22 protein-coding genes and 1 riboswitch are annotated in these 22,874 nt (G+C 69.6%); of the genes, 13 read left to right on the forward strand and 9 right to left on the reverse strand.

Annotated features, from left to right (window positions below):
- Nucleotides 1–40: 40 nt before the first annotated feature.
- Nucleotides 41–241 (forward strand): hypothetical protein, encoded by a 201-nt coding sequence (locus ACG02S_RS09405; protein ID WP_394470192.1) that lies wholly within the window; start codon nt 41–43, stop codon nt 239–241.
- A 241-nt stretch (nt 242–482) separates the two neighbouring features.
- Here ACG02S_RS09405 and metW read toward each other — a convergent pair whose 3' ends face one another.
- The 4 genes from metW to ACG02S_RS09425 form a co-directional block, all read right to left on the reverse strand.
- A complete protein-coding gene (gene metW, locus ACG02S_RS09410; RefSeq protein WP_394470193.1) occupies nt 483–1,058 on the reverse strand; it encodes a methionine biosynthesis protein MetW in 576 nt (191 codons plus the stop codon).
- Entirely contained in the window at nt 1,055–2,233 is a 1,179-nt protein-coding gene (metX, locus tag ACG02S_RS09415) for a homoserine O-succinyltransferase MetX (RefSeq protein WP_394470194.1), read from the reverse strand. Before metX ends, metW begins: the two co-directional genes overlap by 4 nt.
- Nucleotides 2,234–2,278: 45 nt before the next feature.
- Nucleotides 2,279–2,354, reverse strand: a riboswitch (SAM riboswitch).
- 49 nt (nt 2,355–2,403) lie between these two features.
- Nucleotides 2,404–3,963 carry a methyl-accepting chemotaxis protein gene (locus tag ACG02S_RS09420; RefSeq protein WP_394470195.1) on the reverse strand — a complete coding sequence of 520 codons (1,560 nt, stop codon included), beginning with the start codon at nt 3,961–3,963 and terminating at the stop codon, nt 2,404–2,406.
- Between the two features lie 121 nt (nt 3,964–4,084).
- The gene (locus ACG02S_RS09425; RefSeq protein ID WP_394470196.1) at nt 4,085–4,705 is read right to left on the reverse strand and encodes a glutathione S-transferase; all 621 of its coding nucleotides are present in this window, start codon (nt 4,703–4,705) and stop codon (nt 4,085–4,087) included.
- A 43-nt stretch (nt 4,706–4,748) separates the two neighbouring features.
- On the opposite strand from ACG02S_RS09425, the gene ACG02S_RS09430 reads away from it, so the two are divergent.
- Together ACG02S_RS09430 and ACG02S_RS09435 are read left to right on the forward strand one after the other, a co-directional pair.
- A complete protein-coding gene (locus ACG02S_RS09430; protein ID WP_394470197.1) occupies nt 4,749–5,222 on the forward strand; it encodes a hypothetical protein in 474 nt (157 codons plus the stop codon).
- A 138-nt stretch (nt 5,223–5,360) separates the two neighbouring features.
- Complete coding sequence (locus tag ACG02S_RS09435; protein WP_394470198.1) at nt 5,361–6,740, forward strand: hypothetical protein; 1,380 nt, start codon at nt 5,361–5,363, stop codon at nt 6,738–6,740.
- A 56-nt stretch (nt 6,741–6,796) separates the two neighbouring features.
- Here the strand turns inward: ACG02S_RS09435 and ACG02S_RS09440 are convergent, their stop codons facing one another.
- The 5 genes from ACG02S_RS09440 to bufA2 form a co-directional block, all read right to left on the reverse strand.
- Nucleotides 6,797–8,185: an amidase gene (locus ACG02S_RS09440; protein WP_394470709.1), complete on the reverse strand. Its 1,389-nt coding sequence runs from the start codon at nt 8,183–8,185 to the stop codon at nt 6,797–6,799.
- Entirely contained in the window at nt 8,185–8,712 is a 528-nt protein-coding gene (locus ACG02S_RS09445) for a peroxiredoxin (RefSeq protein WP_394470199.1), read from the reverse strand. Before ACG02S_RS09445 ends, ACG02S_RS09440 begins: the two co-directional genes overlap by 1 nt.
- A gap of 67 nt (nt 8,713–8,779) precedes the next feature.
- Complete coding sequence (locus tag ACG02S_RS09450; RefSeq protein ID WP_394470200.1) at nt 8,780–9,535, reverse strand: HvfC/BufC family peptide modification chaperone; 756 nt, start codon at nt 9,533–9,535, stop codon at nt 8,780–8,782.
- Nucleotides 9,532–10,347 (reverse strand): MNIO family bufferin maturase, encoded by an 816-nt coding sequence (bufB, locus tag ACG02S_RS09455; protein WP_394470201.1) that lies wholly within the window; start codon nt 10,345–10,347, stop codon nt 9,532–9,534. The genes ACG02S_RS09450 and bufB overlap by 4 nt, the downstream gene beginning before the upstream one ends.
- A gap of 53 nt (nt 10,348–10,400) precedes the next feature.
- Entirely contained in the window at nt 10,401–10,655 is a 255-nt protein-coding gene (gene bufA2 / locus ACG02S_RS09460; RefSeq protein WP_394470202.1) for a BufA2 family periplasmic bufferin-type metallophore, read from the reverse strand.
- Between the two features lie 218 nt (nt 10,656–10,873).
- On the opposite strand from bufA2, the gene ACG02S_RS09465 reads away from it, so the two are divergent.
- From ACG02S_RS09465 to ACG02S_RS09510, 10 genes are all read left to right on the forward strand, one after another.
- Nucleotides 10,874–11,755 (forward strand): N-acetylmuramic acid 6-phosphate etherase, encoded by an 882-nt coding sequence (locus ACG02S_RS09465; protein ID WP_394470203.1) that lies wholly within the window; start codon nt 10,874–10,876, stop codon nt 11,753–11,755.
- Nucleotides 11,752–13,023, forward strand: coding sequence for an MFS transporter (locus tag ACG02S_RS09470; protein ID WP_394470204.1), 1,272 nt, complete (start codon nt 11,752–11,754; stop codon nt 13,021–13,023). The genes ACG02S_RS09465 and ACG02S_RS09470 overlap by 4 nt, the downstream gene beginning before the upstream one ends.
- Nucleotides 13,020–14,153, forward strand: coding sequence for an acyltransferase family protein (locus ACG02S_RS09475; protein ID WP_394470205.1), 1,134 nt, complete (start codon nt 13,020–13,022; stop codon nt 14,151–14,153). Before ACG02S_RS09470 ends, ACG02S_RS09475 begins: the two co-directional genes overlap by 4 nt.
- A gap of 4 nt (nt 14,154–14,157) precedes the next feature.
- On the forward strand, nt 14,158–15,420 hold the full coding sequence (locus tag ACG02S_RS09480; protein ID WP_394470206.1) for a glycoside hydrolase family 10-like protein: 1,263 nt from the start codon (nt 14,158–14,160) through the stop codon (nt 15,418–15,420).
- Nucleotides 15,421–15,432: 12 nt separating this feature from the next.
- The gene (locus tag ACG02S_RS09485) at nt 15,433–15,945 is read left to right on the forward strand and encodes a GrpB family protein (RefSeq protein ID WP_394470207.1); all 513 of its coding nucleotides are present in this window, start codon (nt 15,433–15,435) and stop codon (nt 15,943–15,945) included.
- A 139-nt stretch (nt 15,946–16,084) separates the two neighbouring features.
- Nucleotides 16,085–17,374 (forward strand): glycerophosphodiester phosphodiesterase family protein, encoded by a 1,290-nt coding sequence (locus tag ACG02S_RS09490; protein ID WP_394470208.1) that lies wholly within the window; start codon nt 16,085–16,087, stop codon nt 17,372–17,374.
- 210 nt (nt 17,375–17,584) lie between these two features.
- Nucleotides 17,585–17,899, forward strand: coding sequence for a quaternary ammonium compound efflux SMR transporter SugE (gene sugE, locus ACG02S_RS09495; protein ID WP_394470209.1), 315 nt, complete (start codon nt 17,585–17,587; stop codon nt 17,897–17,899).
- A gap of 142 nt (nt 17,900–18,041) precedes the next feature.
- Complete coding sequence (locus tag ACG02S_RS09500) at nt 18,042–20,033, forward strand: alpha/beta hydrolase family protein (protein WP_394470210.1); 1,992 nt, start codon at nt 18,042–18,044, stop codon at nt 20,031–20,033.
- Between the two features lie 140 nt (nt 20,034–20,173).
- Nucleotides 20,174–20,995: an alpha/beta fold hydrolase gene (locus tag ACG02S_RS09505; RefSeq protein WP_394470211.1), complete on the forward strand. Its 822-nt coding sequence runs from the start codon at nt 20,174–20,176 to the stop codon at nt 20,993–20,995.
- Nucleotides 20,970–22,871, forward strand: coding sequence for a hybrid sensor histidine kinase/response regulator (locus ACG02S_RS09510; protein WP_394470212.1), 1,902 nt, complete (start codon nt 20,970–20,972; stop codon nt 22,869–22,871). Before ACG02S_RS09505 ends, ACG02S_RS09510 begins: the two co-directional genes overlap by 26 nt.
- Nucleotides 22,872–22,874: the final 3 nt, after the last annotated feature.

The raw sequence follows: 22,874 nt of genomic DNA on the forward strand, positions 1-22,874 counted from the left end.
TCACGCGCTACCGTCGTCGCATCTGCCGAAGGAGTCCTGCATGAAGACCTTGCTCATCGCGGCCACACTGGCCATCGCCCTCGCCGCTCCCGCCGCGCAGGCGCGCACCGCCCCGCATCACGACGGCAGCCAGCTCAGCAGCGCCGTGCAGGCCAAGGCCGGCAAAAAGAAGGTCGCCAGGGCCAACAAACACAAGAAGCACAAGAAGCACGCCAAGAAGGGGCACAAGAAGTCGGCCTGAGATCAACCGCGAATCGAGGGCGTCGGGCTCCTATCGGGCAGAGCGCCGGGCCACCAAGGGCCCGAGGCCCCTGGCCTGTCGTAGGCACAAGCAGTCCGCAGGGACTGCGTGTGTCCGACTCCAGTTCACCAAGCCGGCCCGTCTGGCGATGTGCGAGCGGATCGATGCCGGGAGCATCCGTCCCTCGGGGGACCGACGGGGATCGCCAGCGTTCAGCAGGGGCGATCCCGGGCGGGGGACTTCACTCCCGCTCGAACTTGAACACCGCCACGCTGGCCATCAGGTTGGGCAGCGTGCGCACCACCTGGCCGTCCTGCAGGCCGAAGCTGTCGAGGATCTTGAGTCGGTTCTTGCGCGCCAGCACGCCGAAGTCGGCATGCGTGCCGACGCGGATGTTGGGCGTGTCGTACCACTGGTAGGGCAAGGCCTTCGTGACAGGCATGCGGCCCACCAACACCTGCAGGCGGTTGCGCCAGTGTGCGAAGTTGGGGAAGCTGACGATGCCTATCTTGCCCACGCGCGCCGTCTCCTTCAGCATCTGCTCGGCATTGCGCAGGTGCTGCAGCGTCTCCAGCTGCAGCACGACGTCGAAGCTCTGGTCCTCGAAGATGGACAGGCCTTCTTCCAGGTTGCGCTGGATGATGTTGACGCCACGCTTCACGCCTGCCAGCAGGTTGGCGTCGTCCAGCTCCACGCCGTAGCCGGTGCAGCCCTTGTGCTTGATGAGGTGCTCCAGCAGCTCGCCGGTGCCGCAGCCCAGATCCAGCACGCGTGATCCAGGCGGCACCAGCGCCGCGATGGCGGGATCGAAGCTCATACCGCCACCCCTTTGATCTGCAGCGGCCGGGCCGCCGCCGGGCACAGGTTGCCGGCGATGCGCTCGAAGTAGGCGCCCAGCACGCCGTGGTAGCGCGGGTCCTCCAGCAGGAAGGCATCGTGGCCGTGCGGCGCGTCGATCTCGGCATACGTGACGTCCAGCCGGTTGTCCAGCAGGGCCTTGACGATCTCGCGCGAGCGCTCAGGCGAGAAACGCCAATCGGTCGTGAAGCTGGCGATGAGGAACTTGGCACGCGCCGTGGCGAACGCCCGCGTCAGGTCACCCCCGTGCTCGGAAGCTGGATCGAAGTAGTCCAGCGCGCGCGTGATGAGCAGGTAGGTGTTGGCGTCGAAATAGTCGCTGAACTTGTCGCCCTGGTACCGCAGGTAGCTCTCGATCTGGAACTCGATGTCCTGCGTCGAATAGCCCAGAGCGCCGGTCTTCAGCTCCCGGCCGAACTTCTCGGCCATGACGTCGTCGGACAGGTAGGTGATGTGGCCGATCATGCGCGCCACGCGCAGGCCGCGCTTGGGCACCACGCCGTGCTCGTAGAAGTGGCCGCCATGGAAGTCGGGGTCAGTGACGATGGCGCGACGCGCCACCTCGTTGAAGGCGATGTTCTGCGCCGACAAGTTGGGCGCCGTCGCGATGGCGATGCAGTGGCCCACGCGCTCCGGGTAGCGCAGTGCCCAGTCCAGCGCCTGCATGCCGCCCAAAGAACCGCCCAGCACGGCAGCCAGCTTCAGGATGCCGAAGCGCTCCACCACGCGGGCCTGCGCGTCCACCCAGTCCTGCACGGTCACGACCGGGAAGTCCGCCCCCCACGCGCGGCCGGTCGCGGGGTTCACGTGCATGGGGCCGGTGGAACCGAAGCAGGAGCCGAGGTTGTTGACGCCGATGACGAAGAACTTGTCGGTGTCCAGCGCCTTGCCGGGGCCGATCAGGTTGTCCCACCAGCCCTCGCTCTTCGCCTGACCGGGGTAGGTGCCGGCCACGTGGTGGCTGGCGTTCAGCGCATGGCAAACCAGCACCGCGTTGCTGCGCTCGGCATTGAGCTGGCCGTAGGTCTCGACCATCAGGTCGTAGGCCGGCAGGCTGGCACCGCTGCGCAGCGGCAGCGGCTCGTCGAAATGGAAACTCTGCGGCGACACGTCGCCGACGCTACGGCCCGTCATGGCCTCACTCCAGAAAAAACAAAACCGGCGCCACTTGCGGGACGCCGGTTGGTCGGAGCGCCCTGTTTAGCGGCATTTGTAGAGCGCCCGCAATCCGGAACAAATCGGCGCTATGGCTACATTCTAGGCCCGTCGCCCCAGGAGCGGCGCGGCCTGTGGCTGCCCAAGGGTCAGACCTTGAACTGAGCCACGGCGCCCGTCAGCAGCTGCAGCTGCTGGCGCAGGCTGTCGGCGGCCGCGGCGGACTGCTCCACCAGCGCCGCGTTCTGCTGGGTCATGTGGTCCAGCTGCGTGACTGCGCCATTGATCTGCACGATGCGCGCACTCTGGTCGGCCGCGCCGGTGGCCACCTCGCCGATCATGTCGCTGACCTGCTGCACGTTGTCGACGATCTCCTGCATCGTCTGCCCCGCATGCTGCACCAGCCGCGCGCCCGCTTCGGCGCGCTCCACGCTGGCGCCGATCAGCGTCTTGATCTCGCGTGCCGCGCCGGCCGAGCGCTGGGCCAGCGCCCGCACCTCGCTGGCCACCACGGCGAATCCGCGCCCCTGCTCTCCGGCGCGCGCGGCCTCCACGGCCGCATTCAGCGCCAGGATGTTGGTCTGGAAGGCAATGCTGTCGATCAGGCCCACGATGTCGCCGATGCGCCGCGAGCTGTCGTTGATCTGGTCCATCGTCGTGACGACCTCGGCCACCTCCTGGCCGCCGCGCCGCGCCACCTCGGCCGCACCCGCAGCCAGCTGGCGCGCCTTGCCGGCAGCATCGGCGCCGTGGCGCACGCCGCTGGTCAGGTCCTCCATCGAACTAGTCGTCTCCTGCAGGCTGGAGGCCGCCTGCTCGGTGCGCTGGCTCAGGTCCTGGTTGCCCGAGGCCACCTCGCTGCTGGCCGTCTCGATGCTGTGCGCCGAGGTCTTCACCTGGCGCACCAAGTCGCGCAGGCTGGACTGCATGGCGTCCAGCGCCCGCAGCAGGTCGGCCGACTCGTCGCGGCCTTCCACGCGGATGTTGTTGCCCAGCTGCCCGCCGGCGATGGACTGCGCCACCGTGCCGGCATAGCGCATGGGGTTGATGATGGTGGCGGCGTTGATCAGCGTCAGCGGCACCACCAGCACCATGACCAGCACCAGCACCGCCAGCGAGCGCCAACCGATGCGCGCAATCTCGGCACCGAACTCCGCCTCCGCGGCCAGCGCCTGCTGCTCGACCAGGCCGGCCACGCGCTCCACGCGCTGCTCGATCTCGCGCATGGCCGCTTTGGGGCGGTTCAGCATGCGGTCGGCCACCTTGGCGGTGTCGAAGCCGCCGGCCTCGATCTGGTTCAGCACGCCCTGCGCGCCATTGCGGTAGTCCTGCAAGAACTTCAGCGCCTCGGCGGCGGCGGCCTGGTTGTCCTCCTGCTTTCCGGCCTGCAAGCCCTGCAGCGACTTCTGCAAGCGCTCCGCAGCCTCGTTCCAGCGCTGGCGCAACTGCTTCACCTGGTCGGCATCCTCGTAGGCGATCACCATCTCCTTTTCCTGCAGGCGCACGTCCGCCAGCCCCTGCCGGATGGCGGCGAGGTTCTGCAGGTCGCGCATGGCGTGCGTCGTGACCTCGCTGTTGAGCGTCATGAGCTGCCGCCCGCCCAGCAGGCCCGTCAGGCCCAGCGCGGCGAACATCAGCAGCACCAGGGCGATCGCGCCGTGCATGCGGGTGCGGATCGTGAAACTGCGCATCCAGGTGGCCAGGTCCATGACGTCTCCTCGGTCGTGTGCCGGCCATGCTAATGAAGCGGCCGCTGATGGCAAGTGCCGGCGCCGACGCCAACGCCCACACCGGGCGTCACGGGACGCCCCACGCGGATCGTTGCGACGCTCAGGGCCAGTGGCGCTGGAACACGGCGGCGACGTCCGCGTGCTGCTCGACGCGCGCCAGCTGCGCGTGGAAGGCCGGCCGCTGCGCCAGCAGGTCCGCCCGCGCGCCGGACCACCGCGACACCACCGTGGCCAGCAACTCCAGCGCGCCGGGCGAGCCGGCGTCGAAGCCGATGCCGAACTCGTCGGCGAACACCTGCCAGTGGTGATGCAGCCGCGCGCGGGTGCCAGCCCGGATGCGCTCCTTCATCGCGTCATCGCAGGGCTCGCACCAGCGCTCGGGGTAGTCGAGCACGCTGATGGCCGCATAGCAGTTTGCCGCGATGTAGACCAGCCCGCGCAGTGCCCGTGCCCGCGCGCCGGCGTCCAGCGGCAGCAGCAGGCCCGGCGCCGCGGTCAGGCCCAGGTGGATGAGGATGGCGGCGCTCTCGGTCATCACCGTGCCGTCGGCCAGCACCAGCGTCGGGATCTGGCCCAAGGGGTTGACGCGCAGCAAGGCGTCGTAGCCGGGGCCGGGTGTCCAGGTGGCGGCATCCACGCCGGTGTAGGCCAGCCCCGCAACCACCAGCGCGGCCTCCACGGCGGCGCTGCCGGAACCCTTGCTGCCATAGAGGGTCAACATCGCAGACTCCTTCGTCGAACGTGCAGAATCGGCACACAAGATCATGTGCCCAGCACCTGCCCGGCCGCCATCCCGACGATCCACGCCCAGCTTCGGCCGTGTCAGCGTGAGCGTGCAGGGCCGCGTGCTGATGTCGCGCGCCGAAGGGCCGTTCGACGCGGGGCTGATGGCGGCCGTCAAGCGCGCCATCGCGCTGGCCGGCAAGCGGCTGCCGGTGGACCACCGCTTCGGCGACCTCGTCGAGATCCGCGGCAGCATGGCGATGGACGGCGACGCCCTGGCCCAGCTGCGCCAGAGCATCGAGGCGTTCACGTCGCGCGGACTGGTGGCCATTTCAACGGTGTTCGTCGTGCAGCCGGGCATTCCCGGCATCGAGCGCCTGCCGGCGCTGATGGACATCTGGCGCGCCACGCGGCCGGTGCGGCGCGCCGACAACTTCGAGGCCGCGTGGGAGATGGTCAATGCCGACCTGGTGGCCGCAGGCTTGCCACCGCAGGCACCACCACCGCGCGCCTGAGCGGCGCCGTGCCCCCTCGCCGGGGGCTGCGTTGGGTCCGTTAGCATGAACAGCAGGCCAGGACCGGCCGGTCGTGATCGGCCGCTTTCGGCCCGGCGGGTATTGATGAAACAACAGGCTCGACCGCCTCATGAAACGTTGAGCAAGAACCAAGGGAGCATCGTGTCAACATTCCTGAAGCCCACTGCGGCATTCGTGCTCGGATGGATGCCTGCGATGGCTTGGCTGGTCGCGATGCCGGCACGAGCGGACGTGAGCCTTCAGTTGGAGGTGGGCCGCCACGTCCAGGCGAAGGCCGGTGCGTCGGGCGTTCCTGCGGACCGCCAATCCACGCTGGACGTGGCGCTCAGCGACAAGTCCATCAGGGTTGCATCGGCCGACGCGACCACCGTCTACGACTTTGCTGCCCGCAAGCGTTGGGTGATTGATGGCCGCACGAAGACCCGCGTCGATTACTCGCTGTACGACACCGTTGGCTTTCGCACCTACGAACTCAAGAATCGCAACACCTTGGGAGCCGCGATGTCCGCAGCAAAGCTGGGCGACTCCGTCATGGCGCAAGTCGACAATGAACACAACCTGTCAGTGCAGGACAAGCCGTCCGCGCCGCTGCAGGTCAAGACCGAGGGCGCTGCCGAGGTGTTCTATGCCGGCCCGAACGTGATGTTTCGACGCGGCGCCCGCCTGATGCCCGCGTCACCCGGCGAGGCGCGGATGTTCGCCCAGCTGGTCCGGTACACATTTGGCGGCCATCCGCAGATTCTCAGTGCGCTCGCCCAGGCGGATTCAATCCCGGCGCAGTTCTCGCTGGTCACCTACGACGCCGGCGGAACCACCACGCAGACGGTGGTCGTTCGGCATGTGCACTCAAACCCGGTGCCCCCATTTGACGCGTCGGCATTCCCGCTGCGGCCGGCGTCCGGATCAGACCACCCAGTGGACCAGGCCCTGGACCGCGCGGCGGCGCTCACGCCGGACGACATGTCGAGCGCGCGACAGCGCAGCAAGGATGAGCTGGAGAGCGCGCTGCGCGAGGGACGGGGACTCGACGCCTTCCTGGGCTTCTATGAGTGGACCCTGATGACCGGCGAGGCCCCGGCGCCGCTGACGGCGGAGCAGAAACAGCTGATCCAGACCAACGACGCCGTGCGCCGGCTGACGGGAGCGCTGAGCGCCAAGTCCAAGGATGCCCTGACCCAGGCGATCGCCGACCTGGCCGATATCGGCAAAAGCACCACGACCAAGACGCACATGCTGCGGATCTTCGAGGCGAACAACCGCGCGATGCTCGGCGAGCGAGGGGCCGCTCAACAGCTCTTCGTTGAAGTTCTGAAATCCCATCCCTTCATCGCCGGTGCCTACAAGGATTTGGGCGACACCTTGTTTGTCGAGTACGACACGCCGCGCGCGTGGCGCTGCTGGGATATCGGCCGAAAGATGGCGCCTGGTTTTGCCAACTTCCGCGCCATCCAGCAGTTCGAGAGTTCGCTGGCTGCGCGGCATCCCGAGTTTTTCTAGGCAGATCGTCGGCCTGATCGTCCGATCAACGCGCGTCGGCTGGCGGCCCTGCGGCGTCACCTACCGTCCAGCGGCCACGGGCGCTGCGGCGGTCTCAGGCGCTCCCACCACGCGCCCAGCGCCAGCACACCGGCATCGTCGAAGCGGCGGCCGATGATCTGCAGGCCGATGGGCAAACCTGCCGCCATGTAGCCCGCGTTGATCGCCAGCGCCGGCTGCTCGCTCATGTTGAACGGCAGCGTGAACGCGATGTGCTCGAAGGGCCGCGCCGGGTCGTGCAGCGGGCTGGCCTGGTGGGCGGGGTAGGCCGGCATGGGGCTGACGGGCGACAGCACGAAGTCGAACGGTTGAGGCCCGTCCATGGCCGCGTTGGCTGCCTCGCGCAGCGCCTGCATCTGGCTGTAGCCGTTGAAGACGGCGGCGCCGTCGTAGCGGGCGGCGGGCGCCACCCAGTCGAGGATGTAGGGCAGCACCTTGACGCGACGCTCGGGCGGCAGGGCCGAAATGTCCAGCCACGAGCGCATGCGCCAGAAACGGTCAATGCCGTCGGCCATCGCGCGCGTCGTGAACGCGGGCACCGGCTCGACGATGGCGCCCTGCGACTCGAACGCGCGGGCGGCGGCAGTGACGGCCGCCAGCACCTCGGGTTGCGGTGCCTCGCCCCAGCCGGCGTCCAGCCACAGGCCGATGCGCAGGCTGCGCAGGTCCAGCGGGCGCGGCAGCACGGCACCGGGCGGCAGCTGCGTGGCGTCGCGCGCATCGGGCCGGGCCAGCGTGGCCAGCATCAGCGCGGCGTCGTCCACCGTGCGCGTCAACGGCCCGGCGACGCGGCCGGCGTAGGCCGGCTGGATGGGTACGCGCCCATGGCTGGGCTTGAGGCCCACCAGGCCGCACCAGCCCGCGGGCAGCCGGATGGAGCCGCCGATGTCGGTGCCCAGGTGCAGCGGGCCGTAGCCTGCGGCGGCCGCGGCGGCAGCACCGGCGCTGGACCCTCCGGGCGTCAGCGACGTGTCCCAAGGGTTTCGCGCTGGTTCGGGGTAGAGGCTGGACAGGCCCGAACTCAGCATGCCGTAGTCGGGCATGGTGGTGCGCGCCCAAGCAATGGCACCGGCCTCGCGCAGCCGCGCGGCGGGCGGGGCTTCGAAGCGCGCCACGGCGTCGTCGGGCGTCGCGGCCGTGCCCAGCCGGTAGGCCGCGCCGGGCACGGCGATGTTCTCCTTCAACGTGACGGGCACGCCGTCCAACGCGAGCGGTGTGCCGGCCCGCCAGCGCGCCTCGCTGGCCCGGGCAGCGACCAGCGCCGCATCGGCCTCAACGGCGCACAGCGCATGCAGCTCGCCTTCGCGCGCGGCGGCCTGCGCGAGCACCGCCTGCATCACGTCCACCGGCGACAGCGTGCCGCTGCGGTAGGCAGCCAGCAGCTCGGCCGCGCCGAGGGCCGAGATCACTTCTTCAGCTTCTCGGCGGCCTTCAGCATCGCGTCGATGTGGCCATCGGGGTTCATGCTGGCGTGCACAGCGGCGATCTTGCCGTCCGTGCCGATCAGGTAGGACACACGGTCGGCCATGGTGCCGGGCACCATCTTCAGGTTCACTTCGTAGTCCTTGATGGTCTTGCCGGCAGCATCCGCGGCGACGGCGAACTTGTTGCGGCAGGCCTCCACGCTGAACTTTTTCAACGTGTCGATGTTGTCGTTGGACATGCCGATGACGGTGGTGTTGAACGCCTTGAACTTGTCGGTGGCCTCGGCGAACTGATGGGCTTCGACCGTGCAGCCGCTGGTGAAGGCCTTGGGGTAGAAGTACAGCACCACGGGGCCTTTCTTCAGCGTCTCGGCGAGGCTGAACTTGAAGGCCTGGCCGCCCACGGCGGCTTCGGCAGTGAAGTCGGGCGCCGGCGCACCCACGCTCAGGGCCGCCTGGGCGGCGGGGATGAGCAGCGCGGTGAACAGGGCAGTCAGCAGTCGGGACATGGCAAGGCCTCGGTGGTCGGATGGGGCACAGGATAGCCAAGCCGGCATCACCCGGCGGCCGGGTAGGTCAAGTCGATCTCAACAAACCGTCAGCCAGCCATTGCTGCAGTGCGGCGACCACGGCCGGCGCGGTGCCGGCGCGCTCGCAAAGCATGGCGAACGGTTCGCCGTCGGCCACGGCCTGCAGCAGCACGGCCTCCAGCGGCTCCACCGAGCGCCAACGCGTCTCGCCGTGTTGGCGCCAGGCCAGCAGCGTGTGCTCGTGCGGCTGTGGCTCTTCCAATGTGGGCGGCTCGTCGCCGGACTCAGGGTCCCACTCGCGCAGCGCCCGCCAGCCGGGCTCGATGGCATGGGACAGCGGCACGCGCTGCGCGCCGGGGTGCAGGCGCAGCACCAGGCCTGCCCAGTCGTCCGGGCTCAGCGCGGCCAGCGTGGCGGAGTGCAGCAGCGGCGCGTCGGCGGCGTCGAAGGCGCTGCGCAGCGCCCAGTCCATGCGCGCGAAGTCGACGAGGCTGGCATGCGGCACGAGGTCGTCGCCAACCTCGGCCATGAAGTCAGCCAGTTGGTGACCGAACCAGCGGATGGACGGGTGGCGGCTGGGCCGTGCGGCGATGTAGGCCTGGGCCAGCGCATCGAAAGCCTCGTCGCCCAGCGCACGGGCCAGCGCGGTGTAGTTGTCGGCCAGCGCCTCGACCAGCCGCGCACGGTAGGCGTGGCGGTAGACCGCCAGGCCCGTGGAGAAGTCGCCGGCCAGGAGGTCGGTGGCGTCGGCGCCGTCGCGGATGGCGGCGGCAAGCCCCTGCTGTTGTGCGGCGACGTTCATGCGGCAAGCGCCCGCGCGCGACCCAGTTCGGCCAGCAGCTCGGGCAACGGCGGGATGTGGTCGTCGCGCTCGATCATGGTGGGCACGCGGCCGAAGCGCTTCAGCGCATGCGCGTACAGCGCCCAGACCTCGTCGCGCACCGGGTGGTCGTGCGTGTCAATGACGATGTCGCCCCGGTCCTCGTGGCCGGCCAGGTGGATCTGGCTCACCAGGGCCGCGGGAATCGCGTCCAGGTAGGCGACAGGGTCGAAGCCGTGGTTGCGGCCGGACACGTAGACGTTGTTGACGTCCAGCAGCAGCCGCGCGCCGGTGGCCTGCAGCAGCTGGACGATGAAGTCCCATTCCGTCATCTCGTCGGCCGTGAAGCGCACGTAGCTGGACACGTTCTCCAGCACCAGTGGCCGGCCCAGCAGGTCTTGGGCTTGCGCGATGCGGCCGCCCACGTGGTCCAGCGCGGCGCGGGTCAGCGGCACGGGCAGCAGGTCGTGCAGCTGGCCGTGCGCATCGGCGCTCCAGCAGAGGTGGTCGGACACCCAGCCGGGCTGCAGCCGGTCGGCCAGCCCCTTCAGCTCGCGCAGGTAGGCCAGGTCCAGGGGCTCGGGCCCGGCGACGGACAGCGAGACGCCGTGCATGACCAGGGGGTAGTCCGCGCGAATGCGCTCCAGGTGCGCCAGCGGCGGGCCACCCGGCACCAGGTAGTTCTCGGAAATGATCTCCAGCCAGTCAGGCCGCACGCTGGCATCGACACCGGCCTCGAAGGCGGCGTAATGCTCGGTGCGCAGCCCGAGGCCGAAGCCTTGGATTCGGTTCATGGCAGGGGAGGAACGGCGCGGCGTCTCAGGCCGCCGCGCCTCTGGCGATGGGCTTACTTTTCGACTTTTCCGCCGGCCTTGGTGCATTCGTCGGCGGTCTTCTTGCTGACCCAGCCCTGGCCCTTGCAGCCGTTCTGGCCCTTGCAGCCGCTCTTGGCGGTCTTGCATTCCGACGAGCCCTTGCAGCTGTTCACGCCGGAACACTTGACCATGCCGTCGGCCGCCGCGGCGGTGGTGGGCACGGCAGTCGCGAACAGAGCAGCAGCAGCGGCTGCAATGCCCAGGCCGTTCTTCAGGGATGCGTTCATGGAGGTCTCCAAAAGGATGAGTGGTTGAGATCGGGTTCACCACAGGTCGAGACGGGTTGCGCCGCATCGACTTGCCAGCCTGCGTCGGACGGAGCACAGCACTCCTTACAGCCGGCGCACGCATTCTGATTACCTGCCGTTATGGCCGCAATGCCGCGTGGCATTCGTCATGCCTCGATGCCAGGGGCTAGAGTGCGGCAGCTTTGCTGCCGCCCCCCATGCTGAACACCGAAACCCCGAGCACCCGCCACCCCGACCTGGACACCTACGCCACGCCCGCGCTGCTGGAGGCCTTCATCGACGACCAGAACGCCGCTGTCGCCGCCGTGAAGGCCGCGATGCCGCAGCTGGCCGCAGCGGTGGACGCCGCGCTGCCGCGCATCCGTGCGGGCGGCCGGCTGCTGTACGCCGGTGCCGGCACCTCGGGTCGCCTCGGCGTGCTGGACAGCGTGGAGCTGTACCCGACCTTCTCGTGGCCGCGCGAGCGCGCCGTGGCGGTAATGGCCGGGGGCGCGGGCGCGATGTTCGTCGCCGTCGAGGGCGCCGAGGACGACCGCGCGCAAGGCGGTGCCGACCTCGCCGCGCTGAAGCCCGGCCCCAACGACGTGGCCCTGCTGCTGGCGGCGTCGGGCGGCACGCCCTACGTGCTGGGTGCAATGGAAGCCGCACGCGCCGCCGGCGCACTGACCATCGGCTTTGCCAACAACCCGGATGCACCCGTCACGCAGCAGGCCGACATCGGCATCACGCTGGACACCGGCGCCGAGGTCATCTCCGGCAGCACGCGGCTGAAGGCCGGCACCTCGCAGAAGATCGCGCTGAACACGTTTTCGTCGGCGCTGATGGTGCGACTCAACAAGGTCTACGGCAACCTGATGGTGGACCTGAAGGCCACCAACGCCAAGCTCGTGAAGCGGGCGCTGGCGCTGACGGTGCGCGCCTCGGGCGCCAGCGAAGCCGACGCACAAGCCGCGCTGGCCGACTGCGACCACCATGTGAAGACGGCGCTGGTGATGCTAAAGCGCGGCATCGCGGCCGGCGAGGCACGGGCGCTGCTGGATGCGGCGGACGGCAGCGTCAGCCAAGCGCTGAGCGCATGAAACGCTCCCCCTGGGTCTGGATTCCCAGCCTCTACTTCGGCCAAGGCATTCCCTATGTCGTCGTGATGACCTTGTCGGTCGTCATGTACAAGAACCTGGGCTTCTCCAACACCGACATCGCGCTGTACACCAGCTGGCTCTACCTGCCCTGGGTCATCAAGCCGCTGTGGTCGCCACTGGCCGAGTTGTTCGGCACCAAGCGACTGTGGGTCACGGTGCTGCAGTTCTTCATCGGCGCGGCGCTGGCCGGCGTGGCGCTGACGTTACCCGGCGAGCGCGCCTTCCAGATGACGCTGGCGGTGTTCTGGCTGATGGCGTTCGCGTCGGCGTCGCACGACATCGCGGCTGACGGCTACTACATGCTGGCGCTGCCGCAGCACCAGCAGGCCGCCTTCGTCGGCGTGCGTTCCACCTTCTACCGCCTGGCCAACATCGGCGGTCAGGGCGGGCTGGTCTACCTGGCGGGTGAACTGACCGAGCGCACCGGCAGCGCCGTGCAGGCCTGGAGCTGGGTGTTCTGGCTGCTGGGCGGCCTGTTCGTGCTGCTGGCCCTGTGGCATGCGCTGGTGCTGCCGCGGCCGGCGGCGGACGTGCGCGGCGTGGGCGGCGGCGCCGCACGCGGCCTTGTGGCCGAGTTCTTCGCCGTGTTCGCGAGCTACTTCAAGAAGCCCGGTATCCTCGTCGTGCTGGGCTTTCTGCTGCTGTACCGCTTCCCCGAGGCGCAGCTGCTGAAGCTGGCCACGCCGTTCCTGCTGGACCCCGTCGATCAGGGCGGCCTGGGCCTGTCCACCAAGCAGGTGGGCATCGCCTACGGCACGGTGGGTCTGACGGCGCTGACGCTGGGCGGCCTGGTGGGCGGCTGGGTCATCTCCAGGTTCGGGCTCAAGCGCGCGCTGTGGCCGCTGGTGCTGGCCATGCACGTGCCCAACGTCGCCTTCCTGGCACTGGCGCTGACGCACCCGACCAGCCTGGCCGTCATCAGCGCCGCGCTGGCGGTCGAGCAGTTCGGCTACGGCCTGGGCTTCACGGCCTACCTGATGTACATGATCCTCGTGGCCGACGGCCCGCAGAAAACCGCGCACTACGCGATCTGCACCGGCTTCATGGCGCTGGGCATGATGATCCCGGGCATGTGGAGCGGCTGGTTGCAGGATCACATCGGCTATGTGCCCTTCTTCGCCTGGGTGCTGGTGGCCACCATTCCCAGCTTCGTCATGACGGCGCTGATCAAGGTGCCCGAGAACTTCGGGAAGAAAGCCGACGCGTGAACAAGCGCTTGCTGAGCCTGGACGCGTTCCGCGGCTTCGCGATCGCGGCCATGCTGCTGGTCAACAACCCGGGCGACTGGGGTCATGTCTACGCGCCGCTGCTGCATGCCAAGTGGCATGGCTGGACGTTCACGGACTGGGTGTTCCCGTTCTTCGTCTTCATCAGCGGCATGGCGATGACGATCAGCCTGGCCCGCCGCGCGCAGGCCGGTGCGGACAAGACCGCGCTGCTGCTGAGCACGTCGCGCCGGGCGCTGGTCATCATCGGCATCGGCTTGCTGCTGAACCTCATCCCCAGCTTCAACTTCGACACGGTGCGCATCCCCGGCGTGCTGCAGCGCCTGGGCCTTTGTACGCTGGCGGCGGCGCCCATCGTGCTGTGGTGCAACTCACGCGGCGTCGCGCTGTGGGCCGTGCTGCTGTTGGCGATCTATTCGCTGATTCAGCTGTGCCTGCCGGTGCCGGATGCGGACGGCGTGGTCCACACGGGCTTGCTGGAACCCGGCAAGGACGCCGGGGCCTGGCTGGACCGGTTGCTGATGGACGGCCACCTGTGGCGGCAGGCCAAGACCTGGGATCCCGAGGGCCTGCTGAGCACGCTGCCGGCCGTGTCCACTCAGCTGCTGGGCGTACTGGCCGGCTATGTGATTGCGTCGAACCGGCAACCGGCCGAGAAGACGATGACCTGGATGCTGTGGGGCCTGGCGTCGCTGTGGCTGGGGCAGGTGCTGGACGCGTGGCTGATGCCCATCAACAAGTCGCTTTGGACACCGCCCTTCGTGTTCACGATGGCCGGCTGGGCGCTGGTGGTGTTCGCCGTCTTCCACTGGCTGCTGGACGCGCTACCGCAGCCGCTGGCCCGCGCGCGCTGGGCGCGGCTGCTGCACCCGCTGGTCGTGTTCGGCATGAACGCCCTGTTCCTGTTCGTGCTGTCGGGCTTCATCGCCAAGATGCTCTACACGATCAAGCTGGCCGACGGCTCCAGCCTGGGCCGCGCGCTGTATGCGCCACTGCGCGATTCGGGGCTCGCGCCCGTCAATGCCTCCCTGCTCCACGCCCTCGCGTTCGTGCTCGTCATGTACGCGGTGGCGTGGCTCATGTATCGAAAGAACTGGTTCGTGAAGGTCTGATGCCATGAAACGCCGTGAACTGCTGAGCCTCGCCAGCCTGCCCTTGCTGACCGCCTGCGCCACACCGCCCGCCCCCGTGTCTCCCGGCGAGGCCGCGCTGAACGCCACGTCCGCGCCCGCCGCCGGACCGGCCGCCGTGATGGGCCCGCCGCCGCCGCGCGAATGGCGCGCCGCGTGGGTCGCCACCGTCGCCAACATCGACTGGCCCAGCAAGCCGGGCCTGAGCGCCGAAGCGCAGCAGGCCGAGATCGTGGCGATGTGCGACACGGCCCAGCGCATCGGCCTGAACGCGCTGATCCTGCAGGTGCGCACAGCCAACGATGCGCTGTACGAATCGAAGCTGGAGCCGTGGAGCGAGTACCTGACCGGCACGCAGGGCCAGCACCCCGGCTACGACCCGTTGGCCGTGTGGCTGCGCGAGGCCAAGGCGCGCGGGCTGGAACTGCACGCCTGGTTCAACCCCTACCGCTCGCGCCACAGCTCGGCCAAGTCGCCGGTGCACGAGAGCCACGTCAGCCGCACCCACCCCGACTGGGTGCGCCGGTACGGCGACCAGCTGTGGATGGACCCGGGCGAGCCGGCGTCGGCCGAGCACACGCTGGCCGTCGTGAGCGACCTGTTGAGCCGCTACGCGGTGGACGGCGTGCACATCGACGACTACTTCTACCCCTACCCCATCACCGACCCCGCCACCAAACTGGAGGTGGACTTCCCCGACGAGCCGAGCTGGCAGAAGTACGTGGCCAAGGGCGGCAGCTTGAGCCGCCACGACTGGCGCCGCTACAACGTCAACACGCTGGTGCAGCGCCTGTACGCGATGGCCCACGAGGTGCGCCCCGGCACGCGCGTGGGCGTCAGCCCCTTCGGCATTCCCAAGCCGGGCATGCGGCCGGCTGGCATCAGCGGCTTCAGCCAGTACGACAAGCTGTATGCCGACGTGGAGCTGTGGCTGCGCGAGGGCTGGATGGACTACCTCGCGCCGCAGCTGTACTGGCCGCGCTCGCAGACCGCCCAGGCCTTCGAGCCGCTGCTGCAGGCCTGGCGCGCCAACAACCCGCTGGGCCGGCCCATCCATCCGGGCCTGTTCACCAGCCGCATCAACGACACGCCACAGAGCTGGCAGCCCGACGAGGTGCTGGCGCAGATCGAGATCATCCGCCAGCAGTCACCCGGCAGCGGCCACATCCACTTCTCGATGGTGGCGCTGCAGCAAAACCGCAAGGGCCTGGCCGACGCGCTGCGCGCGGGGCCGTACGCGGCGCCCTGACGGCCGGCGCGCATGAGCGGTGTGCGCCTCGCCGAGCCCGACCCCGGGTGGCCGGCGCAGTTCGACGCCACCGCCGCCGCGCTGCGCGCGGTGCTGGGCGACACCCCTGGCGCCATCGAGCACATCGGCAGCACCGCCGTACCCGGCCTTTGCGCCAAGCCCGTGCTGGACTTGATGCTCGGCGTCGACAACCTGGCGGCCGTCGAAGCCCGTACAACCGCACTGGCGGCGCTGGGCTATCGCTACCGGCCCGCGTACGAGACCGAACTGCCCGAGCGGCGCTACTTCGTGCGGGATGCGACGGGTGACATGCCGCGTGTGCACCTGCATGCCGTCGTGCGTGGCGGTGTGCTGTGGCGCGATCACCTGGCGTTTCGCGACGCGCTGCGGGCCGACGCCGCACTGGCACAGCGCTACGGCGAGCTGAAGCGCGCGCTGGCCGCTCGGCATGCGGCGGACAAGGCGGCCTACACCGAAGCGAAGGCGCCGTTCATCCGTGCCGTCCTGGCGGCCGGGAGGTGCTGAGTGACACGCGCATGACGGCGACAGGGCGCTTGCGTCTGTTGCATCTCGCTTCCCCCTAACCCCGCAGCGCCGCGCCTGTTGTCACGCCGGGTTCACGCGCACTGCCTAGCGTGCGCGCATCGACTCAACGGAGACCCCGATGCGCCATTTCCTCACCCGCCTGGCCCTGCTCGCGCTGGGCGCGGCCGCCCTGCCCGCCTCCGCCCACGACTTCGACAACGACCGCCGCGGCGGCCATCACGACCCGCGCGGCCGTGACGGTATCGCCAGCGTGCAGATGGGCCCGCGCCCGTTCTTCCTCGTCAACGAGATGGCGGACAGCCCGCTGAAGCAGCGGCTGCAGCGCTGCGCCGCCACGCGCGAGCAGTACCAGCCCACGCTGTTCTCTATCGGCCACCGCGGTGCGCCGCTGATGTTCCCGGAGCACACCAAGGAAAGCTACGAGGCCGCGGCCCGCAGCGGCGCCGGCATCGTCGAGTGCGACGTGACGTTCACGAAGGACAGGCAGCTGGTGTGCCGCCACGCGCAGAACGACCTGCACACCACCACCAACATCCTCGCCACGCCGCTGGCAGCCAAGTGCGTCACGCCGTTCACGCCGGCGCAGTTCGATGCGGCGGGCACGCTGGTCGCCCCGGCCGCGGCCGAGTGCCGCACATCGGAGCTGACGCTGGCCGAGTTCAAAACGCTGCGCGGCAAGATGGACGCGTTCAACCCGCGCGGCCGCACGGTGGCCGAGTACATGGCCGGTACGCCCAACTTCCGCACCGACCTGCACGCCGGCCCCACCAGCGGCACGCTGCTGACGCTGAAGGAGGCCATCGCGCTGTTCAAGCAGCTGGACGTGAAGATGACGCCCGAGCTGAAGTCGCCCAGCGTGCCCATGCCGTTCAACGGCTACACGCAGGCCGCCTACGCGCAACAGATGATCGACGAGCACAAGGCGATGGGCGTGCCGCCGCGCGACCTCTGGCCGCAGAGCTTCGACATCAACGACGTGCTGTACTGGGTCAGGAACGAGCCGGCCTACGGTCGCCAGGCCGTGTACCTGGACGACGCCAACGTGGTGGCCGACCTGCCCACCGCGCAGCAGCTGAAGGCCTACCGCGCCGCCGGCATCCGCATCGTCGCCCCGCCCATCTTTGCGCTGCTGGCGGCTGACAGCAGCGGCAACCTGATGCCCTCGGCCTACGCCCGCAACGCCAGGGCGGCCGGGCTGGACATCATTGCCTGGTCGCTGGAGCGCAGCGGCATCCTGGCCGATGGCAACAACGGCTTCTACCTGCAGACGGTCGATGCCGCCATCAAGCGCGAGGGCGATGTCTACCGCGTGCTGGACGTGCTGGCCGAGCAGGTCGGCGTGATGGGCGTGTTCTCGGACTGGCCTGCCACCACCAGCTTCTACGCCAACTGCACGGGCCAGCGCTGAGCGGCCGGCTGGCCCGGCTTTCGACCGCCGGCCACTGTGGCGGCGCAACCACCCATGCCGCCCTGGGGCATGGGCCGCGCCCACAGCACGCCTGCCTACACTGAGCCCGCGCCTTCCACCCGGAAGCCGCCGGCCCGGACGACCGGGCCCGCCTGACCGACGCCCGGGACGACCCGGGCATTGCGCGCACGACGCGCCAGGAGACGGGCCATGGCCTGGCTGCTTCTCGTCATTGCCGGCCTGTTCGAGGTCGGCTGGGCCATCGGCCTCAAGTACACGGACGGCTTCACGCGCCCCTGGCCCACCGCCGGCACCGTGGCGGCCATGGTCATCAGCGTCGCGCTGCTGGGCGTGGCGATGCGCACGCTGCCGGTGGGCACCGCCTATGCAGTGTGGACCGGCATCGGGGCCGTCGGCACGGTGGTGCTGGGCATGGTGCTGTTCCACGAGCCCGCCACGGTCGCCCGCCTGACCTGCGTGGGCTTCATCCTGGCCGGCATCGTGGGCCTGAAGCTGACCGCCTGAGCGGTGTGTGAACCATTCACCCACCGAGGTGCCGCAGGCGGATAGCGCTGTCTTTCTCTCCATAATCCGCGCGCCAAGAACGCACAAGGAGACAGGGATGGATGGGCTGAGCCGGGCGCTGGCATGCGCGACTGCAGTGACGATGGCACTGACACTGGCGATCGCACTGGGCGGAGTCGCTCCGGTGCAGGCGGCGGCTGACACGCCGCCCCTGCCCGCCGAGATCTTCTTCAGGCATCCGGCTGTGCTGCAGGTCAAGCTGTCGCCCGGCGGCCGCTACGTGGGCCTCACACGCGTGCACGACAACCGCCGCGCCGCCCTGCTGGTGGTGGACCTGCAGAGCAGTGAGCCGGCCAAGGTGGTGGCGTTCTTCGCCAAACAGGACGTCGCCTGGTTCGACTGGGTCAACGACGAGCGCCTGCTGTTCCAGCTCGGCAAGATCGAGCCAGCCCGCCACACCACGCACCTACCGGGGCTGTACGCGGTCGACGCGGATGGCGGCAAGCTCGCCGAGCTGATCTGCAGCGAGATCGACTCCTGCATGCAGCAGTCGGACTCCCTGCGCCCCGACCACGTCTTGCTCAGCGTGCCCCGGCAGCAGCCTGGCGTGCGGCCCGATGAAGTCATCGTCGGCCGGTTCGACTTCCAGTTGCGGCATGTCGAGCCCAAGTGGCTGAATGTGAAGAGCGGTCTGGTGCGCAAGATGGACATGCCCCCGCCGCCCGAGCGGGCGGTGCAGTGGATCTTCGACAGCAAGGGCCAGCCACGCGTGGCCATGAGTCTGTACGACGATGATGGCCGCGGCGTGCTGCACTGGCTGGCGCCCGGCGCGGACCAGTGGCGGCAACTGGCCAGCTTCAAGCTCGTCGAGCCGCCGTTCACGGCGCTGGGCGTCTCCGACGATGGCCAGCTTTACGTGACCGAGCCGCGCGGCCCGGCCCGCGAGGCGGTGCTGACGACCTTCGACTTCGCCGCTGGCAAGCCCGCCGCGCGACCCCTCGTGCAGGCGCCCGGGTTCGACTTCAGCGGCGAGCTGCTGCACGGCGCCCCCGGCCAGGGCGTGCTCGGCGTGAGCCTGCATGCCGATTCGCAGGTGACGGTCTGGACCGACCCGGCCATGAAGAAGTTCCAGGCCGAAGCCGACGCCCGCCTCCCCGGCCGCGTCAACCGCATCGACTGCCGCCGCTGCGGCGCGCCGGACATGGTGGCGCTGGTGCACTCCTACGCCGACCGCGACCCTGGTCGCTACCTCCTTTACCGCGCTGACACGAAGCGCTGGGAGAACGTCGCCGTCGTCATGCCCGGCACGCGTGCCCAGCAGATGGCGGCGGTGGATTTCCAGCGCATCCAGGCCCGCGACGGCCGCGACCTGCCGGTCTGGCTGACGCTGCCGCAAGGCGTGGCGCCGGGCCAGCCGGCGCCCGCCGTCGTGCTGGTCCACGGCGGCCCCTGGCTGCGCAACGGTCACTGGCGCTGGGAGCCGATGGCGCAGTTCCTGGCCTCGCGCGGCTACCTCGTCATCGAGCCCGAGTTCCGCGGCAGCCAGGGCTATGGCGATGCCCACTTCAAGGCCGGCTTCAAGCAGTGGGGCCTGGCCATGCAGGACGACCTGGCGGATGCGCTGCTGTGGGCGCGCAAGACGAGCCTGGCCACCGACAGCGCCTGCGTGATGGGCGCCAGCTACGGCGGCTACGCCACCGCCATGGGTCTGATCCGCCATCCCGAGCTGTTCCGCTGCGGCGTCAGCTGGGTCGGCGTGGCCGACCTGCCGCTGCACCTGGAGGGCGGCTTCTTCGTCGTCGACGACCTGCACGGCTATGCGCGCCGGCATGCCTACCCCGAGCTGATCGGCGACGCCAAGAAGGATGCCGCGCAGCTCATCGAGGTGTCGCCCGTGCACCAGGCGTCACGCATCAAGGCGCCGCTGCTGCTGGCTTACGGCGCCGACGACGTGCGCGTGCCCAAGGACCACGGCCGCCGCCTGCGCGACGCGATGACCAAGGCCGGCAACCCACCCGAGTACGTCGAGTACGAGAACGAGGGGCACGGCTGGCAGCAGATGAGCACGCGGCTGGACTTCGCGCGGCGCGTGGAGAGCTTTCTGGGCAGGCACCTGAAGCCGGCCGCCCCCTGACGCGCGCGGCACGGCGCCATCGCGCCTTGCAAAAAAACATCGCCTCGCCTTGATCCAGCGCAGTCTGGCACCCTTGACGCCCGCGGGGGATATCCCTCCATACTCTTCCCGCGGGCGACACGCACATCAGGGAGAAGGGCATGAGAAGCCAAGCGGCACTGCAGCGCCACCATGCCGTCATCAGCGGGCAGGGGGACACCACGCTGGTGTTCGTGCACGGCTTCGGCTGTGATCGCAACATCTGGCGCTTCGTGGCGCCTGCCTTCGAGGCCCAGCATCGCACCCTGGTCTACGACCATGCCGGCTGCGGCGACGCGCTGGCGGCCTGGGATGTGCAGCACCACGCCAGCCTGAAGGGCTACGCGGCCGACCTGCTGGCCGTGCTGGACGCGGCCGGGCTGGAACGGGTCATCTGCGTCGCCCATTCCGTGGGCGGCGTCATCGCGCTGCTGGCGGCCGAGCAGCAACCCCAGCGGTTCGAGCACCTGCTGATGCTGGCGCCGTCGCCCCGCTTCATCAACGATCCGCCGGACTATGTCGGCGGCTTCGAACGTGAAGACCTGGACGAGATGTTCCACCTGATGGAGTCCAACCATTTCGGCTGGGCCCGCTTCCTGGCGCCCATGGCCATCGGCGAGGCCAATCCGCAGGAACTGGTGCAGCAGTTCGAGACGGCGCTGTGCGCACTGGAGCCGCGCATCGCACGCCATTTTGCGCGGCTGGCCTTCCTCGTCGAGGCCCGCGCGCTGGTGGGCCGGGCCCGCGTGCCCGCAACCATTGTCCAGAGCCTGCACGACAGCGTCGCGCCGCCCGAGGTGGGGCGCTGGATGCACCGCCACATGCCGCTGAGCCGCCTGCGTGAGGTCGACATCTCAGGCCACTGCCCGCATGTCAGCCACCCGGCATTGACCATGCAGTTGATCCAGGAGGTGCTCGATGCCCGGACTGCCGCCGGAGCTTGAACGCCTGCCCGTCGGTGTGCTGCGTGTCGGGAGGCAGGGGTGCATCCTGGCCGCCAACACCTGCGTGGGCGACTGGCTGGGCCGGGCGCCTGCGTCACTGGTTGGCCACCCGGTGGACGAGCTGCTCAGCCGTGCGGGGCGGGTGCTTTACCACACGCACCTGCTGCCCACGCTGCATCTGCACGGCGACGTGCAGGAGCTGAGCCTCTCGTTGCGCGCCGTGTCCGGCAACGTGCACGTGCTCTGCTGTGCCAGCCTGGTGGAGGGGCCCGACGGGCAGGTCGCTCAGCTGGTGCTGTCGCCGATGCGGGAGCGGCTGCGTATCGAAGCCGAACTGGCCCGGGTGCAGCGCGCCGCCGACGCCGCACCCCTGGTGTTGTTCGAGTGCGTGCGCGACGTCGATGGCCAAGCCTGGCTCAGCTACGCCAGTGCCGGCCTGATCTCGCTGTATGGCCTGACGCCGGAGAGCGTGCATTTCAGCGATGGCCCCTGGCTCGACCGCGTGCATGAGGACGACCGCGCCGCCCTGCTGGCCGCGAGGGACGCGTCCGGGCGCGCGCTGTCCATCTGGTCGTCGCAGTTCCGCGCGCGCGTGGCCAACGCGGCATGGCGCTGGCACCGGTTGCACGCCCAGCCCTATGCTGACCCTGACGGCCGCATGATCTGGTACGGCGCCATCGTCGACGTGAGCGAGCAGATCGCCGTCGAAAACGCCGAGCGCGAGCGCGACACGGCGGAGCGCGCCAGCCGCAGCAAGAGCGACTTCCTGGCGCGCATGAGCCACGAGCTGCGCACGCCGCTGAACGCCATCATCGGCTTCTCGCGGCTGCTGGAGCAGGCCCCGGGCGGCCACGACGCACAGGCCCGCCAGCGGCTGGGCATCATCCACGGCGCCGGCCAGCAGCTGCTGCGGCTGATCGACGAAGTGCTGGACATCACCCGTATCGAGTCCGGCCATCTGCACCTGGACCTGCAGCCGGTGCGGCTGGCGCCGCTGGTGGAGCAGGTGTGCCTGTCGCTGGAGCCGGCCCGGCTGGCGCGCGGCATCGGCCTGGAACTGCAGCTGGAGTCAGACCTCACCGCCCGTGCCGACGAAGGCCGGCTGCGGCAGGTGCTGAACAACCTGGTGTCCAACGCCGTCAAGTACACCCGACCCGCCGGGCACGTGGCCGTGCAGATGAGTCTGGAGGCCGAGTGGGTGCGCATGCAGGTGCGCGACGACGGCCCCGGGCTCAGCGCCGCCCAGCAGCGCCAGCTGTTCCAGCCCTTCAACCGGCTGGGCGCCGAGGGCAGCCGTGTGGAGGGCACGGGCCTGGGGCTGGTCATCACCCGACACCTGCTGCACGCCATGGGCAGCGCGCTGCAGCTGCAGTCCAACGAGGGCGAGGGCTGCTGCTTCAGCTTCACGCTGCCACGCGCCGCAGTGCCCGACGCCGCTGCACCCCGCCCTCAGCGGCCACCCGCGCCGCTGGTCGCTGCAGCTGGATGCTGGCGTCTGCTCTATGCCGAGGACGATCCCGTCAACGCGCTGCTGATGGAGGCGGTGCTGGCGGGCCTGCCGGGCGTGACGCTGCGCGTGGCCACCAGCGGGGACGCTGCCTGTGAGCTGGCGCGGGCCGATCCTCCCGACCTGCTGCTGCTGGACATGCACCTGCCCGACATCGACGGCCGCCAGCTGCTCCAGCGACTGCGGGCCGACCCGCGGCTCGCCGCCGTGCCAGCGGTGGCGGTGTCGGCCGACGCGATGCCCGACGAGATCAGCCGCACCCTGGCCGCCGGCTTTGCGGCGTACTGGACCAAGCCGCTGGACATCGAACGCGTGCCCGACGACCTGCGCGCCCTGCTGGCTCGCAGGACCGCAGGCGCCGCCCCCTGAGTC

It is taken from the genome of Pelomonas dachongensis (assembly GCF_043555865.1).
GTDB lineage: Bacteria > Pseudomonadota > Gammaproteobacteria > Burkholderiales > Burkholderiaceae_C > Pelomonas > Pelomonas dachongensis.

What these genes read in the sequence shown, in the direction of transcription:
- ACG02S_RS09405 (WP_394470192.1), top strand. Translation starts at nt 41, where the DNA reads ATGAAGACCTTGCTCATCGCGGCCACACTGGCCATCGCCCTCGCCGCT.
- metW (WP_394470193.1), bottom strand. Translation starts at nt 1,058, where the DNA reads ATGAGCTTCGATCCCGCCATCGCGGCGCTGGTGCCGCCTGGATCACGC.
- metX (WP_394470194.1), bottom strand. Translation starts at nt 2,233, where the DNA reads ATGACGGGCCGTAGCGTCGGCGACGTGTCGCCGCAGAGTTTCCATTTC.
- ACG02S_RS09420 (WP_394470195.1), bottom strand. Translation starts at nt 3,963, where the DNA reads ATGGACCTGGCCACCTGGATGCGCAGTTTCACGATCCGCACCCGCATG.
- ACG02S_RS09425 (WP_394470196.1), bottom strand. Translation starts at nt 4,705, where the DNA reads ATGTTGACCCTCTATGGCAGCAAGGGTTCCGGCAGCGCCGCCGTGGAG.
- ACG02S_RS09430 (WP_394470197.1), top strand. Translation starts at nt 4,749, where the DNA reads ATGTGCCCAGCACCTGCCCGGCCGCCATCCCGACGATCCACGCCCAGC.
- ACG02S_RS09445 (WP_394470199.1), bottom strand. Translation starts at nt 8,712, where the DNA reads ATGTCCCGACTGCTGACTGCCCTGTTCACCGCGCTGCTCATCCCCGCC.
- ACG02S_RS09450 (WP_394470200.1), bottom strand. Translation starts at nt 9,535, where the DNA reads ATGAACGTCGCCGCACAACAGCAGGGGCTTGCCGCCGCCATCCGCGAC.
- bufB (WP_394470201.1), bottom strand. Translation starts at nt 10,347, where the DNA reads ATGAACCGAATCCAAGGCTTCGGCCTCGGGCTGCGCACCGAGCATTAC.
- bufA2 (WP_394470202.1), bottom strand. Translation starts at nt 10,655, where the DNA reads ATGAACGCATCCCTGAAGAACGGCCTGGGCATTGCAGCCGCTGCTGCT.
- ACG02S_RS09465 (WP_394470203.1), top strand. Translation starts at nt 10,874, where the DNA reads ATGCTGAACACCGAAACCCCGAGCACCCGCCACCCCGACCTGGACACC.
- ACG02S_RS09470 (WP_394470204.1), top strand. Translation starts at nt 11,752, where the DNA reads ATGAAACGCTCCCCCTGGGTCTGGATTCCCAGCCTCTACTTCGGCCAA.
- ACG02S_RS09480 (WP_394470206.1), top strand. Translation starts at nt 14,158, where the DNA reads ATGAAACGCCGTGAACTGCTGAGCCTCGCCAGCCTGCCCTTGCTGACC.
- ACG02S_RS09485 (WP_394470207.1), top strand. Translation starts at nt 15,433, where the DNA reads ATGAGCGGTGTGCGCCTCGCCGAGCCCGACCCCGGGTGGCCGGCGCAG.
- ACG02S_RS09490 (WP_394470208.1), top strand. Translation starts at nt 16,085, where the DNA reads ATGCGCCATTTCCTCACCCGCCTGGCCCTGCTCGCGCTGGGCGCGGCC.
- sugE (WP_394470209.1), top strand. Translation starts at nt 17,585, where the DNA reads ATGGCCTGGCTGCTTCTCGTCATTGCCGGCCTGTTCGAGGTCGGCTGG.
- ACG02S_RS09500 (WP_394470210.1), top strand. Translation starts at nt 18,042, where the DNA reads ATGGCACTGACACTGGCGATCGCACTGGGCGGAGTCGCTCCGGTGCAG.
- ACG02S_RS09505 (WP_394470211.1), top strand. Translation starts at nt 20,174, where the DNA reads ATGAGAAGCCAAGCGGCACTGCAGCGCCACCATGCCGTCATCAGCGGG.
- ACG02S_RS09510 (WP_394470212.1), top strand. Translation starts at nt 20,970, where the DNA reads ATGCCCGGACTGCCGCCGGAGCTTGAACGCCTGCCCGTCGGTGTGCTG.